The organism is Streptomyces profundus (assembly GCF_020740535.1).
Taxonomy (GTDB): domain Bacteria; phylum Actinomycetota; class Actinomycetes; order Streptomycetales; family Streptomycetaceae; genus Streptomyces; species Streptomyces profundus.
Genome location: NZ_CP082362.1, coordinates 865,552 through 881,941, shown reverse-complemented (window position 1 = coordinate 881,941; position 16,390 = coordinate 865,552). Strand labels below are relative to the sequence as shown.

Genomic DNA, 16,390 nt, shown 5'->3' with positions numbered 1-16,390 from the left:
CCGGCCAGGCGGTACCGGGTGCGGAGGTGACCGTGGGCCCGAAGGGCACCTCGGGCGCGAGGAGTTGGACGAGTGCCTCCGCCGGATGCTCACGGTCAGCACGCACGGCGAGCTGCCCTCGGGCGCCGGGCCCACCAGCGCCGCCGCCGGCCGGCGGCGGAACGGAGCCAGTGGCCCTGTCCCTGGCCGTCCTCGAACACGCGGTGCTCGACATCGGTCGCGACTCGGCACCGGCCGGGCCAGGGTCACGGCGCCGCGTGACACGAACACGTCGCCCCGGATCTCCGGGGCCACCAGGGTGGGACGGCGGGGAACCCGCCACACGCGGCGTTGGGACTGCCGCGGCCGGCCGCGCCCGGGCACGGGCTACGCGGAGGCGCGCACCACCAGATGCACCGGCATGATCACCGGCTCGGGCACGGCGGGGGAGTTGAGGCGCTCCAGGAGGACCGCGGCCATGATCTCGCCCATCCGGGCGACATCCTGGCGGACCGTGGTCAGCGGCGGGTCCGACCAGGTGGCCGGCTCCAGATCGTCATAGCCCACCACCGCCACGTCCTCGGGGACCCGCAGCCCCTCGGCGCGCAGCGCGCGTAGCGCCCCCGTGGCCATCAGGTCGTTGCCCGCGAAGACGGCGTCCGGGGCGGGGGAGCGGCGGATCAGCTCGGCCATCGCCGCCATGCCGCCCTCGACCGTGAAGTCCCCGTGGGCCAGCAGCTCGGGCGCCGGCCGCTCCACGCCCAGCGCGTCGCAGTAGCCGGCCAGTCGGTCCACCGCCGAGGTCTGGTCGAGCGGACCGCTGATCACCGCGATCCGCCGGCGGCCCAGCGAGAGCAGATGCCGCACCGCCTGCCGGGCGCCGTCCCGGTTGTCCGTGTCGACATAGAGCACGGAGTCGTCGTCCTCCCAGCCCGGCCACCAGGGGCGACCGCCGAAGACGGTGGGCAGCCCGGAGGCGGAGGCGATGCCGCGCAACGGATCGTCCGTGTGCAGCGAGAACATCAGCGTGCCGTCCACATGGCCGCCGGCCAGATAGCGGGCCACCCGCTCGTAGTCCGCGTCCTGCTCCAGCAGCATCAGCAGCAGTTGCAGGTTGTTCGCCGACAACTCCCGGCTGATCCCGCGTAGTTGGCGGGCGAAGAACGGGTCGGCGAAGACCCGCGTCTCCGGCTCGGCGATCACCACGGCGACCGCGCCGGTCCGACGGGTGACCAGGCTGCGGGCCGCGCTGTTGGGCACATAGCCGAGCTCGGCCACCGAGCGTTTGACGCGCTCACGCAACTCCGGGCGGACGCCGGGGGTTTCGTTGACGACCCGTGAGACGGTCGCGCGGGAGACTCCGGCGTGGGCCGCCACGGCCTCCAACGTGGGGTGGGCAGCGGACACCTTCACATCCCTCTTGTTCGTGACACCCCGACCGTACAGGCAAGCGACGACAGTGGGCAGGGTCGTGACATGAGAGCGCTCTCACTCGTCCGGAAAAGCGCGCTTTGTCGGCGTCTCCCCGCCCCGACAGGCAAGGCTCGCATGGAAGTTCGTGTCACGAATGGCTATGGTTCGTGTCACGAACTGTAGATGGTGGCCGCGTCTCAGGGAGCGGGGGTGGTGGAACGGTCCTCGTCCAGTTCGAGGAAGACCACGGGGGCCTTGTTGTCCAGCACGATCCGGCCGAGCAGCCCGGCGAGCACGCCGCGCTCGGCGGGGCTCAGCCCGGACGACAGTCGTTCGACCCGCCGGCAGGTCTCGGCGTAGAACCGCTCGACCAGGTCGCTGCCCCTGGCGGTGAGCGCGACCCGCACCGCGCGGGAGTCACGCGGATCCGGCTGACGCCGCACCAGCCCGTTGCGCTCGGTGCGGTCGACAAGGCCGGTGAGGCTGGACTTGGCGAGCCCCAACGCGCTGCCCAACTCCCTCATGCCGTAGGGCCGCGCCATCAGCACGCACAGGAGCTGCCCCTGCTGCGGGGTGAGGCCGAACTCCCGACTGGACTCCGCATACGCCGTGTTGACCAAGAACGTGGAGCGGACCAGGGCGGGCACCAGCCCCAGTTGGCCCTCTTCGCGCTTTTCCACCCGGTCAGGCTAACACCGGAACGACGTATGTTCGTGAGACGAATTAACCGGCCCGCGACGGTTGTTCCGCAAGGGAGTCCAACCGCCACGGGCCCGGATACTCAGCCGCCGAAAGCGCCTGAGGCGGTCAACCTGAGCGCCGTGTCGATCAGCGGCACATGGCTGAACGCCTGCGGGAAGTTCCCCACCTGGCGCATCCGGCGCGGATCCCACTCCTCCGCCAGCAGCCCCAGGTCGTTGCGGAGCGCCAGCAGCTTCTCGAACAGCTTGCGCGCCTCGTCCACCCGGCCGATCATCGCCAGATCGTCCGCCATCCAGAACGAGCAAGCGAGGAACGCGCCCTCGTCGCCCTCCAGACCGTCCACGCCCGCCTGGTCGCCCGACGTCGGATAGCGCAGGATGAACCCGTCCAGGGTGGACAGCTCCCGCTGGATGGCCTCGATGGTGCCTATCACCCGCTTGTCGTCGGGCGGCAGAAAGCCCATCTGCGGGATCAGCAGCAGCGAGGCGTCCAGCTCCTTGGAGCCGTACGACTGGGTGAACGTGTTCCGCTCCGCGTCGTAGCCGTGCTCGCAGACCGTGCGGTGGATCTCGTCCCGCAGCTCGCGCCACCGCTCCAGCGGGCCGTCGACCTCGCCCGACTCGATCAGCTTGACCGTGCGGTCCACCGCCACCCAGGCCATCACCTTGGAGTGCACGAAGTGCCGGCGCGGACCGCGCACCTCCCAGATGCCCTCGTCCGGCTCGTCCCAGTGGTCCTCCAGATAGCGGATCAGCTTGAGCTGGAGCAGGTTCGCGTGGTCGTTGCGGGAGAGGCCCGTCATATGGGCCAGGTGCAGCGCCTCGGTGACCTCGCCGTAGACGTCCAGCTGGAGCTGGCCGGCGGCGCCGTTGCCCACCCGGACCGGCTGCGAGTTCTCATAGCCGGGCAGCCAGCTGAGCTCGGCCTCGGCCAGCTCGCGCTCACCGCCGATGCCGTACATGATCTGGAGGTTCTCCGGGTCGCCGGCGACCGCGCGCAGCAGCCACTCGCGCCAGGCCCTGGCCTCGTCGTGGTAGCCGGTGCGCAGCAGCGAGGAGAGCGTCATGGCCGCGTCCCGCAGCCAGGTGAAGCGGTAGTCCCAGTTCCGGGAGCCGCCGATCTCCTCGGGCAGCGAGGTGGTCGGCGCCGCCACCACGGCCCCGGTCGGCGCGTAGGTCAGCGCCTTGAGGGTGATCAGGGAGCGCATCACGGCCTCCCGGTAGGGCCCGTGGTAGGTGCACTGGGCGACCCACTCGCGCCAGAACTCCTCGGTGGCGGCCAGCGTCTCCGCCGGGTTGGCCACCGGCGGCGGCCCCTTGTGCGAGGGCTGCCAGCTGATGGTGAACGCCACCCGGTCGCCCTGGGCGACGGTGAAGTCCGAGTAGGTGGTGAGGTCCTTGCCGTAGGTGTCGGCGGTGGTGTCCAGCCAGACCGAGTCGGGCCCCGAGACGGCGACCGTCCGGTCGTCCACCTTGTGCACCCACGGCACCACCCAGCCGTACGAGAACCGCATCCGCAGCGCCGAACGCATCGGCACCCGTCCGCTGACGCCCTCGACGATCCGCACGAGCTGCGGCGCGTCCACGCCGCGCGGCGGCATGAAGTCCGTCACCCGCACGGTGCCTCTGGGGGTGTCCCACTCGGACTCAAGGATCAGGGAGTCCCCGACATAGCGGCGACGGTTGGCGGGCGGCGGCGGCATGTCCCTGCCATGCGCCGGCCCCACCCGCCAGAACCCGTGCTCCTCCGTGCCGAGCAGCCCGGCAAAGACGGCATGGGAGTCGAAACGCGGGAGACACAGCCAGTCGGCCGTCCCGTCCCGACAGATGAGCGCGGCGGTCTGCATGTCGCCGACCAGTGCGTAGTCCTCGATGCGCCCGGCCACTTGCCACTCCAGTCGAACAGCGCTCCGCCCCCCGTGGGACGTGCGGAATTTCCTCGCCCATTCCGGCGTCCAGGCAGGATACGACGCCGTTCGGCGTTCCGCTGGACACGTGGCGAACCCGTCCTGTGGCCCGGGTGCCCTTGTTGGCATTCGTCAGCACATATCGATTCGTCCGATACTCGTCCGGTAGAGGTCCTCGGGCGCTGTGCCCCGTCCGTCCGCTGTTACCCTGGTAGCCCGTGGACCGGAGGCAGCGACAGACCTTCGAACACCAACGACGGCACCCCGGCAGCGAACCGCGTGGGGCCTTCGCGTATCCGACCTCGCGACCACGGGAGCCCTGATTTGGCCATGCCGCCCAGCACCACGACGACCAAGCACATCTTCGTCACCGGCGGGGTCGCCTCCTCGCTCGGCAAGGGGCTCACGGCTTCCAGCCTGGGAGCCCTCCTCAAGGCGCGTGGCCTGCGCGTCACCATGCAGAAGCTCGATCCCTACCTCAACGTCGACCCCGGCACGATGAACCCGTTCCAGCACGGCGAGGTGTTCGTCACCAACGACGGCGCCGAGACCGATCTGGACGTCGGGCACTACGAGCGGTTCCTCGACGTCGACCTCGACGGCAGCGCCAACGTCACCACCGGGCAGATCTACTCCACCGTGATCGCCAAGGAGCGGCGCGGCGAGTACCTCGGCGACACGGTGCAGGTCATCCCGCACATCACCAACGAGATCAAGCACCGCATCCGGCGGATGGCCACCGACGACGTCGACGTGGTGATCACCGAGGTCGGTGGCACCGTCGGCGACATCGAGTCGCTCCCGTTCCTGGAGGCCGTGCGTCAGGTGCGGCACGAGGTCGGCAGGGACAACGTCTTCGTGGTGCATATCTCGCTGCTGCCCTACATCGGCCCCTCGGGTGAGCTGAAGACCAAGCCCACCCAGCACTCGGTGTCCGCGCTGCGGAGCATCGGCATCCAGCCGGACGCCATCGTGCTGCGCGCCGACCGCGAGGTGCCCACCGCCATCAAGCGGAAGATCTCGCTGATGTGCGATGTCGAGGAGGCCGCCGTGGTGGCCGCCATCGACGCCAAGTCCATCTACGACATCCCCCCGGTGCTGCACGCCGGCGGTCTGGACGCCTATGTGGTCCGCCGGCTGGACCTGCCGTTCCGGGACGTGGACTGGACCCAGTGGAACGACCTGCTGGGCCGGGTGCACCACCCCGAGCACGAGGTCACCGTCGGCCTGGTCGGCAAGTACATCGACCTGCCCGACGCCTACCTCTCGGTCACCGAGGCGCTGCGCGCCGGCGGCTTCGCCAACAACGCCAGGGTCACCATCAAGTGGATCACCTCGGACGACTGCCGCCCGCCCGGCGGCGCCGCCCGGCAGTTGGGTGACTGCGACGCCATCTGTATCCCCGGCGGCTTCGGCGACCGGGGCGTGGACGGCAAGATCGCCGCGATCACCTACGCCAGGGAGCGGGGCATCCCGCTGCTCGGCCTCTGTCTCGGCCTCCAGTGCGTGGTCATCGAGGCGGCCAGGAACCTGGCCGACATCCCCGACGCCAACTCCACGGAGTTCGACCAGGCCACGGCGCATCCGGTGATCTCCACCATGGACGAGCAGCTGGACATCGTGGCCGGCGAGGGCGACATGGGCGGCACCATGCGGCTGGGCCTCTACCCGGCCAAGCTCGCCGAGGGCTCCGTGGTGCGCGAGGCCTACGCCGGCGAGGCGTATGTCGAGGAACGGCACCGGCACCGCTACGAGGTGAACAACACCTACCGGGCCGAGCTGGAGAAGAAGGCGGGCCTGGTCTTCTCCGGCACCTCGCCGGACAACCGGCTGGTCGAGTTCGTCGAGTACCCGCGCGAGACCCACCCGTACCTGGTCGCCACCCAGGCGCATCCGGAGCTGCGCTCCCGGCCCACCAGGCCGCATCCGCTCTTCGCCGGCCTGGTCGGCGCCGCGGTGCGCCGGATCGCGGAGGGCCGCTCCACCACGGGCGAGGCGCCCGGGGGAAACTGAGGGGCATGACCCAACAGTCCCCGGAACGCGTCGTCGACTCCCCGGCGCGGTGGCCCGTCACGGCCACCGAGACCCCGTTCACCGGAAACAAGACCAGTGTCCGCACCGACCAGGTCACGCTGCCGGACGGCGGCAGCGTGCACCGCGACTACCAGGTCCACCCCGGCTCGGTCGCGGTGCTCGCGCTGGACGAGCACGGCCGGGCGGTCGTCATCGAGCAGTACCGGCACCCGGTGCGCCACAAGCTGTGGGAGATCCCCGCCGGCCTGCTCGACGTCCCGGGCGAGAACCCGCTGCACGCCGCCCAGCGGGAGCTGTACGAGGAGGCCCATGTCAAGGCGGACGACTGGCGGGTGCTGACCGACGTCTACACCTCGCCGGGCGGCAGCGACGAGGCGGTGCGGATCTTCCTCGCGCGCGGGCTCTCCGACGCCGAGGGCGAACGCTTCGAGGTGTTCGCCGAGGAGGCCGACATGCGGCACGCCCGGGTGCCGGTCGCCGAGCTGGTGCGCGGGGTGCTCGCGGGGGAGCTGCACAACACCTGCCTGGCCCTCGGGGTACTGGCCTACCAGGCGGCCGGCGCCGGGGACGGCCTCGACGGGCTCCGTCCGGCCGAGGCTCCCTGGCCGGCCCGCCCGTTCACCGGCTGACGTGTCCTGACCTCGCCTCCCGGGGCGTTGGCATACGCTCGGCCCGTGACGGATGTGACGGAACAGACAGTCACCGACGGCGGGGGTTTCCTCGGCCGACGCCGCGAGCTGGCCACCCTGCGCGCCGACATCGAGAAGGCGGGGCTCGACACCCTGGCCGGCCGGCCGGCGCCGCGCGGCCGGGTCCTGCTCGTCGCCGGCCGGCCTGGGTCGGGGCGGACCGCGCTGGCCGAGCGGCTCGCCGCCGCGCTGGCCGGGTCCGGGGAGTATCCGGACGGCGTCTGCCACGCCCGGCTCACCGACCCGGGCGGCGCCCCGGTGCCCACCGCGCGCACCGCCAGGGAACTCCTCGCCCAGCTCGGGGCTCCCGCCCCGGCGGGAGGCGACGACGCCGAGCTGTCCGATCTGCTGCGCGAGGCGCTCGCCGAGCGGCGGGCCGTGCTGCTGCTGGACGACATCGCCACCGCCGAGCAGCTGGCCGAGCTGGTCCCCGACAACCGGGACTGCCTGGTGCTCGCCGTCGCCGCCGGGCCGCTCACCGGCGTCCCCGACGTGCGCCCGTGCGTCCTTGGCGGCCTGGAACGTCCGCTCTCCATCCGGCTGCTGGCGCGCGGCGGCGGCCCCGTCCGTGGCACCGTCGACCCGGGGGCCGCCGACAGCCTCGCCGAGCTGTGCGCCGATCTGCCGGCCGCCCTGGTGCTGGCCGCCGGCTGGCTCACCCTGCACCCCGAACACACCCTCGCCGACGCCGTCCGCGGCATCGCCGCCGGCGCCGACCACCTGCCGCTGCACGACAGCGGTCCGGCCGACCCGGCGGACCTGCCGCTGCACCGCGCGTTCGGCCTGGTCTACGCCGCGCTGCCGACGCCGGCGGCGCGGCTGCTGCGGCTGCTCACGCTGGCCCCCGGCGGGCTGGTCGACGCCCATGTCGCCGCCGCGCTGGCCGGCTGCCCGATCGGGCTGGCCAGCACCCTGCTCAGCGACTTCAGCGCGTTCGGGCTGCTGCGCCCCCTGGACGAGGCGCCCGTCGCGGGAGCCGGCCCGCAGTACCGGGTGCCCGGCTGCCTCGACCCGCTGCTCGCCGCGCTGCTGCGGGCCCAGGAGCGGCCGGGGGAGGCGCTGTTGGCGCGGGCCAGGACGCTGGAGCGGACGGTGCGGTTGCTGCGTGCCTGCCACGCGGCCACCGAGCCGTCGGGGTCGCCGGCCAGGCAGTGGCTCTCCGGGCTGCCGCGCTCCCTGCGCTTCGAGAGCCGGGCCGCCGCCGACCGCTGGCTCGCCGCCCGGCTGCCCGCGCTCTTCGCCGCCGCCAGGGTCGCCGTCTCGGACGGGGAGTTGGACACCCTGGCCAGGCGGCTGATCGCGGCCCTGACCCGCGCGCTGATCGCCCACCGGGGCCCGGACGAGGCGGCGCCCGAGCTGTACCAGCTGCACGAGCTGGTGCTGGGGGTGGCGACACGTCTCGGGCTGACCAGGGAGAAGGCCGCCGCGCTGCTCAACCTGGGGGATCTGGACGCCCGCACCGGGCGGCTGCCGCAGGCGCTGACCCGCTACCGGGCGGCGCTGGAGGAGGCCCGCGCGGAGGGGGACGCCGCCGACCCGCTGGCCGTCGGCCGCACCCTGGAGTCCATCGGCGGCACCTACGCCGAGCTGGGCGACTGGCAGCGGGCGGCCGACTGGTACGGCCGGGCCGTCGCGCTGGCCCAGGCGAGGGACGATCTCGCCGTCGAGGCCAGGCTGCACGGCCGGATCGGTGCCGTGCTCGCCTATGACGGCCAGTTGGACGAGGCGCTGCGCGCCTGGCGGGCCGCCGCCTCGGCGCACCGCAGACGGGGCGACGTCCAGGCGCACGCGCGTTCGCTCACCGAGGCGGCCCGCGTCCAGGAGTACGCGGGGCAGTACGAGGAGTCCGAGCGCACCGGGAAGGAGGCGCTGCGGCTGGCCGCCGGCACGGGGGACCGCCGACTCCAGGCGGCGCTGCGGCTGCGCCTGGCGGACGCCGCCGAACGGCTCGGCCACGCGGAGCGGGCGGCCGTCCACCGCGCGGTGGCCCAGACGCTGCTCAACGCCCCTCGTCCCGTGCTGGAGCGGCCGGTGCCGGAGGCGGAATCCTCTGCTTACCCAGAGGGACACGCTTATGAAACACAGACGAAGCACGGGGATAATTGACTGAAAGCAAGGGTGGACAGCGTTCTCTCCTTGCTTAGAATGGTCGGAGCACCTCTCTTGTGGCAGGGATCTGGGGCACCGCTCTGTCACACGCCTGGCGACACAGTTTCGCGACACAAGGACCGTGATCGACATGAAGGTTGGCATCCCCCGCGAGGTCAAGAACAACGAGTTCCGCGTGGCCATCACCCCGGCCGGCGCACACGAGCTCGTCAGCGGCGGCCACCAGGTCTATCTGGAGCGCGGCGCCGGCCGTGGCTCCGCCATCCCCGACGAGGAGTACGTCGCCGCCGGCGCCACCGTGCTGGCCGACGCCGACCAGGTCTGGGCCGAGGCCGACCTGCTGCTCAAGGTCAAGGAGCCGGTGGCCGAGGAGTACCACCGGCTGCGCAAGGACCTCACCCTCTTCACCTACCTCCACCTCGCCGCCTCCCGCGCCTGTACCGACGCGCTGCTGGCCGCCGGCACCACCGCCATCGCCTACGAGACGGTGACGGCGGGCGGTGCCCTGCCGCTGCTGGCGCCGATGTCCGAGGTGGCCGGGCGGCTGGCCACCCAGGTGGGCGCCTACCACCTGATGCGCCCCGGCGGCGGGCGCGGCGTGCTGCCCGGCGGCGTCCCCGGCACCCCGGCCGGCCACGCGGTGGTGATCGGCGCGGGCGTCGCCGGTTGGAACGCCACCCAGATCGCCGTCGGCATGGGCTTCACCGTCACCGTGCTGGACAAGGACACCGCCAAACTGCGCGAGCTGGACCGGGTGTTCGGCACCCGCGTGCGCACCGTCACCTCCAACGCGTTCGCCCTGGAGCAGGCGGTGCTCGACGCCGACCTGGTCGTCGGCGCCGTGCTGGTCCCGGGCGCCAGGGCGCCCAGGCTGGTCAGCGGGGAGCTGGTGTCCCGGACGCGGCCGGGAAGTGTCCTTGTCGACATCGCGATCGACCAGGGCGGCTGCTTCGCCGACTCGCGGCCCACCACGCACGCCGAGCCGACCTTCCTCGTGCATGACTCGCTCTTCTACTGCGTGGCCAACATGCCCGGCGCCGTGCCCAGTACATCGACTCACGCGCTGACCAACGCCACCCTGCCCTACATCACCCGGCTCGCCGCTGACGGTTGGCGTTCCGCGCTGCGGGAGAGCGAGGGGCTGGCGGCCGGTCTCGCCACGCACGAGGGCCAGGTGACCAACCATCCCGTCGCCGAGGCTCACCAACTGCCCTTCGTCGCACCGTCAGAGGTCCTCGCCTGAGGCGGCGCGCCAACGCCGGGTCAACTCCCCGCGTCAACATTGGGAATGTCACATCGGGGCGCTCGACGGCCGTGTCGATTCAGCCACTCGGGCGTCTCGCCGAGACGCCCGAGAAGCCCCCAACTCGTCGCTAACGTCGCCCTTTAGCGGTCTGGGATGGGGTGGGAATCGCCCGTCTCGCGAAGCATGGGCCCTTGACAAGCGATTGTTCGATGGCCGACACATCCGTGCCGGTCCGGTGGATTGTGTTGCTGCGGACCGCCGACACGCCATAGAGTCGCCAAACGTCGGCATGGTGCAACGCTGACTCTGTCTAGAAGTTTCCTGGTCCCCAAGGAGGTAAGACGACTTGTGAATGAGTCGATAATTACTCCCAGGGGAGCACAGCCAGGGGTCCCGGAGCGGCGTCAGAGCGCCTCGGATTCGACGGGCATCGGCTCCGTCGCTGTTCATACCTTCGCAACCCACCAGAGCCAACCGAGCATGACAGCGCATCAGAGCACGGACGGCCAGCAGGCCAGTGCCGTAGCAGCGAACCGAACGGCCGGCGAGACCGACCGTTATCCCGACTACGAAGACATCCCCGACGGGCAGTTCTACGACCCGGACGCGGAATACGAGCCCGACCCCGAGTACGCGGCCACGATCGCCCCCGACGCGGCCCGGCAACGCCGGGAGCGCATCGGACCCACCGGCCGCCCACTGCCGTACTTCCCCATCCCGGGACCGCTCACCGAGCGCGGGCCGGGGAAGGTCATCGCCATGTGCAACCAGAAGGGCGGGGTGGGCAAGACCACCTCGGCCATCAACCTGGGCGCGGCGCTGGCCGAGTACGGACGCCGGGTGCTCCTGGTGGACTTCGATCCCCAGGGCGCCCTGTCGGTCGGCCTGGGGGTCAACCCCATGGAGCTGGACCTCACCATCTACAACCTGTTGATGGAACGGGGCATGGCCCCCGACGAGGTGCTGCTCAAGACGGCCGTGGCAGGCATGGACCTGCTGCCCAGCAACATCGACCTCTCCGCCGCCGAGGTGCAGCTGGTGAGCGAGGTGGCGCGCGAGTCGACCCTCCAGCGCGGCCTCCAACCGCTGCTGAGCGACTACGACTTCATCATCATCGACTGTCAGCCGTCGCTCGGCCTGCTCACCGTGAACGCGCTCACCGCGGCGCACAAGGTGATCGTGCCGCTGGAGTGCGAGTTCTTCGCGCTCCGGGGCGTCGCACTGCTCACCGAGACCATCGAGAAGGTGCAGGAGCGGCTCAACCCCGACCTGCGGCTCGACGGGATCCTGGCGACCATGTACGACTCCCGCACGGTGCACAGCCGTGAGGTCCTCGCCCGGGTCGTCGAGGCGTTCGACGACAGCGTCTACCACACGGTCATCGGCCGCACGGTCCGCTTCCCCGAGACCACCGTCGCGGGGGAGCCGATCACCACCTACGCCTCCAACTCGGTGGGGGCGGCGGCCTATCGGCAGCTCGCCAGGGAGGTGCTCGCCCGGTGCCACGCCGAGTGAGCCTTCCGGCGGCCGACGAACTGTTCCGTAGTACCGGTGGGGCGGCGGTGCAGCCGTCGACCCCCTCCGAGCCCACCGAGGGCCAGCAGGGGCCCGAGGGCCAACCGACGGCGCCGGCCGACCAGTCGGCCCAGTCGGCGGGCTCCGCGTCCGACGAGGCCGCGGGGGCTCGGGGCGCGCGCCAGGCGCGGGAGCGGTCGGGGCGTGAGCCCCAAGTCCCGGGCCAACCCCAGCGGGACGGCGCGGGCCGCCCCAGCGTCCCGCCCGCCGGCAAGAACGCCGGCGCGCGGGGCGGGGCTCCCGCGACGCCCCGGAAGGGGCGAGGGGCCGGACGTCGGCCGAGCGGGCGCGAGCGTCACGACGAGAAGATCACCGTCTATGTCTCCGCCGAGGAGTTGATGGACCTGGAGCACGCCCGGCTGGTGCTGCGCGGCGAACACGGCCTCGCCGTTGACCGCGGCCGGATCGTCCGCGAGGCCGTGGCCGTGGTGCTCGCCGACCTCGAATCCCGGGGCGACGCCAGCATCCTGGTGCGCCGACTGCGCGGTCGCTGACCGCGCGGCGCACCCCGGGGGCACGGCGCCGGGGAGTAACCTGCCCGGCGATGACCCCGCCCACCCGTCCACGTCGCCCTCTGGGAACCGGCCCCACCAGGCCCCCGGAGGGCCCCTCGGTCGACGCCGCCCCGGCGCCGGCCGAGCCGCCCACGCGCGCGGAGCCAGCCGAGGCGGCCACCCCGGAGGCGCCTGAGGCGGCGGGGGAGCCGGGCGAACCCGCTGAGGGCGCTGAGCCCGCTGAGGGCGAGGTGGTCGAAGACGGCCGGTTCCGGGTGGTGTTGGAGAACTTCGAGGGCCCCTTCGACCTGCTGCTCCAGCTGATCTCGCGACACAAGCTCGATGTCACCGAGGTCGCGCTCTCCCGGGTCACCGACGACTTCCTCGCCCACCTCAGGGCGATGGGCCCGGACGGCGATCTGGACCAGACGACCGAGTTCCTGGTGGTCGCCGCGACTTTGCTCGATCTGAAGGCCGCCAGGCTGCTGCCCACCGCCGAGGTGGAGGACGAGGCGGACCTCGCGCTGCTGGAGGCCCGCGACCTGCTCTTCGCCCGGCTGTTGCAGTACCGCGCGTTCAAGCGGGTGGCCGAGATCTTCTCGGCGCGACTGGCCGACGAGGCCCTGCGGCACCCCCGCACGGTGGGTCTGGAGCCGCACCACGCCGAGCTGTTGCCCGAGGTGGTGATCAACGTCGGGCCCGAGGGCTTCGCCCGGCTCGCGGCCAAGGCGATGCTGCCCAAGCCCAAGCCGGAGGTGTATGTCGAGCACATCCACGCCCCGCTGGTCAGCGTCCGCGAGCAGGCCGAGGTGGTGATCGCCCGGCTGCGGGAGCTGGGCGCGGCGACCTTCGCCGAGCTGATCGGCGACGCCCCCGACACCCTCACGGTGGTGGCGCGCTTCCTCGCGCTGCTTGAGCTGTACCGGGAGCGCGCCGTCACGCTCGAACAGGAAGAGGCCCTGGGCCCTTTGACGGTGCGCTGGGGCGGTGTCGAGCCGGAACGGGCGCGGGTGAGCGACGAGTTCGACCGGCCCGCCGAGGAACGGGACGGCCGGGAAGACGGGACATCGGGTCCCACGGAGGAGGCGCGATGACCGAGGCGGCGGCGACGGCCCAGGCGGCCGATGGCCCTGACGAGCGGGCCGAGGCCGAGGAGCCGACCCCGCTGAAGCCGGCGCTTGAGGCGGTGCTCATGGTGGTGGACGAGCCGGCGACCGAGGAACACCTCGCCAAGGTGCTCGGCCACCGCCGCCGGGCCGTGGCCGACGCGCTGCGCGAGTTGGCGGACGAGTACACCAGGGACGGGCGCGGCTTCGAGCTGCGGCTGGTCGCCGGCGGCTGGCGCTACTACACCCGCCCCGCCTTCGCGAAGGTCGTGGACGGCTTCGTCCTGGACGGCCAGCACGCCCGGCTCACCCAGGCCGCGCTTGAGACGCTGGCGGTGGTCGCCTACCGACAGCCGGTGAGCCGTTCCCGGGTCTCCGCGATCCGGGGCGTGAACTGTGACGGCGTGATGCGGACCCTGCTCCAGCGGGGGCTGCTGGCCGAGGCGGGCGGCGAACCCGAAACAGGTGCGATCCTGTATGGGACGACGCACTACTTCCTGGAGCGGATGGGCCTGCGCGGCTTGGACGAACTTCCCGAGCTGGCGCCCTTCCTTCCCGAGGCGGACCAGATCGAGGGGGAGAGCCAGGAGGGGGTGCCGTCGTTCGACGTAGATGCAGACGACAGCGGCGACTCCCCAACGGATCATTGATGCGAAGCAGCGGCAGGAACACCAACCGGAACACCAGCCGGAACAACCGGGGCGCGGGCGACAACCGCGACGACCGGCGACAGCGCGCGGGTCGGCCACGTCCCGAGGAGCGCCGCTACACCCAGGGCCAGGGGGGTCAGGGCGGGCAGGGCGGCCAGGGCGCTTCCGGCGGCGGCCGGGGCCAGGGCGGCGGCGCCGACCGTGCCCAGGGCGGCGGCCGTCCGCAGAGCGGTGGCGGTCGTCCCCAGGGCGGTGGTCGTCCCCAGGGCGGTGGTCGTCCCCAGGGCGGTGGCGGGCGGGGTCCGGGCCAGGGCAAGGGCGGCCCCCGTCGGCGCCCGGCGCCCGGCCGGTCCCGCGAGTACGACGCCCAGATCGAGGAGCGCAACCGCGAGCGGCACGACAAGCCGGCCGTGCGGGTGCCCAGGACGTTCGGCGAGCAGGAGGGCGAGCGGCTCCAGAAGGTGCTGGCCAGGGCCGGACTCGGCTCCCGGCGGACCTGCGAGGAGCTGATCGACCAGGCCCGGGTGGAGGTCAACGGCAAGATCGTCACCTCCCAGGGGCTCCGGGTCGACCCCGAGACGGACGAGATCAAGGTCGACGGGCTCACCGTCGCCAGCCAGTCGTACCTCTTCTTCGCCCTCAACAAGCCGGCCGGGGTGGTCTCCTCGATGGAGGACCCGGACGGGCGGCAGTGCCTCGGCGACTACGTGCAGAACCGCGAGACGCGGCTGTTCCACGTGGGGCGGCTCGACACCGAGACCGAGGGGCTGATCCTGCTCACCAACCACGGTGAGCTGGCGCACCGGCTCACCCACCCCAAGTACGGGGTGCGGAAGACCTATCTGGCCGCCATCCAGGGGCCCATCCCGCGCGATCTGGGCAAGCGGCTCAAGAACGGCGTCCAGCTGGAGGACGGCTACGCCAAGGCCGACCACTTCCGGGTGGTCGAGAACACCGGCCGCAACTACCTGGTCGAGGTCGCGCTGCACGAGGGGCGCAAGCACATCGTGCGGCGGATGCTCGCCGAGTCCGGCTTCCCCGTGGACCGGCTGGTCCGCACGGGCTTCGGTCCCATCGTGCTGGGTGACCAGAAGTCGGGCTGGCTGCGTCGGATGACCAACACCGAGGTCGGACGGCTGATGAAGGACGTCGGGCTCTGAGAGCGCCGCCGGAACCGGTCGAGCGGGGCGCGTCCAGGCGACTACGCTGAGAGGATGCGCACCGCCCTCGTCACAGGTTGCGGCCTGATCGGCACCTCCGTCGCCCTGGCGCTCACCGCCCGTGGCGTCCGGGTGCACTTGGCGGACCGCGACCCGGACCAGCGCCGCACGGCCTCGGCGCTGGGCGCCGGCAGCGAGGACCCGCCGGAAGGGCCCGTCGAGCTCGCCCTGGTCGCCGTGCCCCCCGCCCAGATCGCCACCACCGTCGTCGAGTTGCAGCGGCGGGGCGCGGCCCACGCCTATGTGGACGTGGGCAGCGTCAAGGCCGGCCCGGCGCGCGAGCTGGTGGCGCTGGGGGGCGATCCCACGAGCTACCTCGGTACCCACCCGATGGCCGGGCGGGAGCGGTCCGGGCCGCTGGCCGCCACGGCCGACCTCTTCGAGGGCCGGCCCTGGGTCCTCACCCCGCACCAAGAGACGGCGACCGAGGTGGTCAACCTGGTGCTGGAGCTGGCCGCGCTGTGCCGCGCCGTGCCGGTGATGATGGCGCCCGAGGCGCACGACCGCGCGGTGGCGCTCGTCTCGCACACCCCGCAGCTGGTGTCGAGCCTGGTGGCCGCCAGGCTCCAGGAGGCCGAGGAGACCGCGGTGCGGCTCTGCGGGCAGGGCATCAGGGACGTGACCAGGATCGCCGCCTCCGACCCCCGGATGTGGGTCGAGATCCTCTCCGCCAACCCGGGCCCGGTCGCCGACGTGCTGGCCGACGTGGCCGCCGACCTGGACGAGACGGTCCGCTCGCTGCGCGCCCTTGAGTCCGCCGACGAGGCCAAGCGGGCGGTGGGCGTCGCCGGCGTCGAGGAGCTGCTGCGGCGCGGCAACGCCGGCAGGGAACGGGTGCCGGGCAAGCACGGCGCCGCGCCGGCCAGCTATGAGACGGTCGCCGTCTCGATCACCGACCGTCCTGGCGAGCTGGCCAGGATCTTCGCCGACGCGAGCCGGGCCGGGGTCAACGTCGAGGATGTGCGCATCGAGCACGCCACCGGGCAGCAGTCGGGGCTCGCGCAGCTCATGGTGGAGCCGGCGGCGGCGCCGGTGCTGGCCGCCGCGCTCGAAGAGCGGGGCTGGTCGATCCGGCGGTAGCGCCGCCGGGGCGGGCGGCTGGTCGGGGGCCGGCCCCGGGCCGGTACCCTTCTCCGGGTGGGTCGGCGTAGGCATCCAGGGTGGCCGCCGCCCCCACCAGCGCGCTGCCGGGGGCCAGCCGCCCCCAGCACGCCGAGGAGCCCGAGGGCTCCCGTTCCTCCCGAACCTGCGAAAGGTGTCCACCGCC

The 16,390-nt window shown here is 72.5% G+C and carries 13 protein-coding genes; 10 read left to right on the top strand and 3 right to left on the bottom strand.

The features are described 5' to 3' along the window. Positions 1 to 366: 366 nt before the first annotated feature. The 3 genes from K4G22_RS03895 to K4G22_RS03885 form a co-directional block, all read right to left on the bottom strand. On the bottom strand, positions 367 to 1,392 hold the full coding sequence (locus K4G22_RS03895) for a LacI family DNA-binding transcriptional regulator (protein WP_228078254.1): 1,026 nt from the start codon (positions 1,390 to 1,392) through the stop codon (positions 367 to 369). Between the two features lie 197 nt (positions 1,393 to 1,589). Next, positions 1,590 to 2,048 (bottom strand): MarR family winged helix-turn-helix transcriptional regulator, encoded by a 459-nt coding sequence (locus K4G22_RS03890; RefSeq protein ID WP_228083937.1) that lies wholly within the window; start codon positions 2,046 to 2,048, stop codon positions 1,590 to 1,592. A gap of 125 nt (positions 2,049 to 2,173) precedes the next feature. Further along, the gene (locus K4G22_RS03885; RefSeq protein WP_228078253.1) at positions 2,174 to 3,979 is read right to left on the bottom strand and encodes a glycoside hydrolase family 15 protein; all 1,806 of its coding nucleotides are present in this window, start codon (positions 3,977 to 3,979) and stop codon (positions 2,174 to 2,176) included. Positions 3,980 to 4,330: 351 nt separating this feature from the next. On the opposite strand from K4G22_RS03885, the gene K4G22_RS03880 reads away from it, so the two are divergent. The 10 genes from K4G22_RS03880 (at position 4,331) to K4G22_RS03835 (ending at position 16,203) form a co-directional block, all read left to right on the top strand. Next, positions 4,331 to 6,013 carry a CTP synthase gene (locus K4G22_RS03880; protein WP_228078252.1) on the top strand — a complete coding sequence of 561 codons (1,683 nt, stop codon included), beginning with the start codon at positions 4,331 to 4,333 and terminating at the stop codon, positions 6,011 to 6,013. 5 nt (positions 6,014 to 6,018) lie between these two features. Next, entirely contained in the window at positions 6,019 to 6,663 is a 645-nt protein-coding gene (locus tag K4G22_RS03875; RefSeq protein WP_228078251.1) for an NUDIX domain-containing protein, read from the top strand. A 54-nt stretch (positions 6,664 to 6,717) separates the two neighbouring features. Then, entirely contained in the window at positions 6,718 to 8,829 is a 2,112-nt protein-coding gene (locus tag K4G22_RS03870) for a tetratricopeptide repeat protein (RefSeq protein WP_425336775.1), read from the top strand. Positions 8,830 to 8,962: 133 nt separating this feature from the next. Beyond that, entirely contained in the window at positions 8,963 to 10,075 is a 1,113-nt protein-coding gene (gene ald / locus K4G22_RS03865; protein ID WP_228078249.1) for an alanine dehydrogenase, read from the top strand. 483 nt (positions 10,076 to 10,558) lie between these two features. Further along, positions 10,559 to 11,593 carry a ParA family protein gene (locus K4G22_RS03860; protein WP_425336597.1) on the top strand — a complete coding sequence of 345 codons (1,035 nt, stop codon included), beginning with the start codon at positions 10,559 to 10,561 and terminating at the stop codon, positions 11,591 to 11,593. Continuing rightward, on the top strand, positions 11,578 to 12,147 hold the full coding sequence (locus K4G22_RS03855) for a hypothetical protein (RefSeq protein ID WP_228078248.1): 570 nt from the start codon (positions 11,578 to 11,580) through the stop codon (positions 12,145 to 12,147). The genes K4G22_RS03860 and K4G22_RS03855 overlap by 16 nt, the downstream gene beginning before the upstream one ends. Before the next feature lie 50 nt (positions 12,148 to 12,197). Beyond that, positions 12,198 to 13,241 (top strand): segregation and condensation protein A, encoded by a 1,044-nt coding sequence (locus K4G22_RS03850; protein ID WP_228078247.1) that lies wholly within the window; start codon positions 12,198 to 12,200, stop codon positions 13,239 to 13,241. Further along, a complete protein-coding gene (gene scpB, locus K4G22_RS03845) occupies positions 13,238 to 13,903 on the top strand; it encodes an SMC-Scp complex subunit ScpB (protein WP_228078246.1) in 666 nt (221 codons plus the stop codon). The genes K4G22_RS03850 and scpB overlap by 4 nt, the downstream gene beginning before the upstream one ends. Continuing rightward, positions 13,903 to 15,063: a pseudouridine synthase gene (locus K4G22_RS03840; protein WP_228078245.1), complete on the top strand. Its 1,161-nt coding sequence runs from the start codon at positions 13,903 to 13,905 to the stop codon at positions 15,061 to 15,063. The genes scpB and K4G22_RS03840 overlap by 1 nt, the downstream gene beginning before the upstream one ends. Before the next feature lie 54 nt (positions 15,064 to 15,117). Further along, a complete protein-coding gene (locus tag K4G22_RS03835; RefSeq protein ID WP_228078244.1) occupies positions 15,118 to 16,203 on the top strand; it encodes a prephenate dehydrogenase in 1,086 nt (361 codons plus the stop codon). The last annotated feature ends 187 nt before the right edge of the window (positions 16,204 to 16,390 follow it).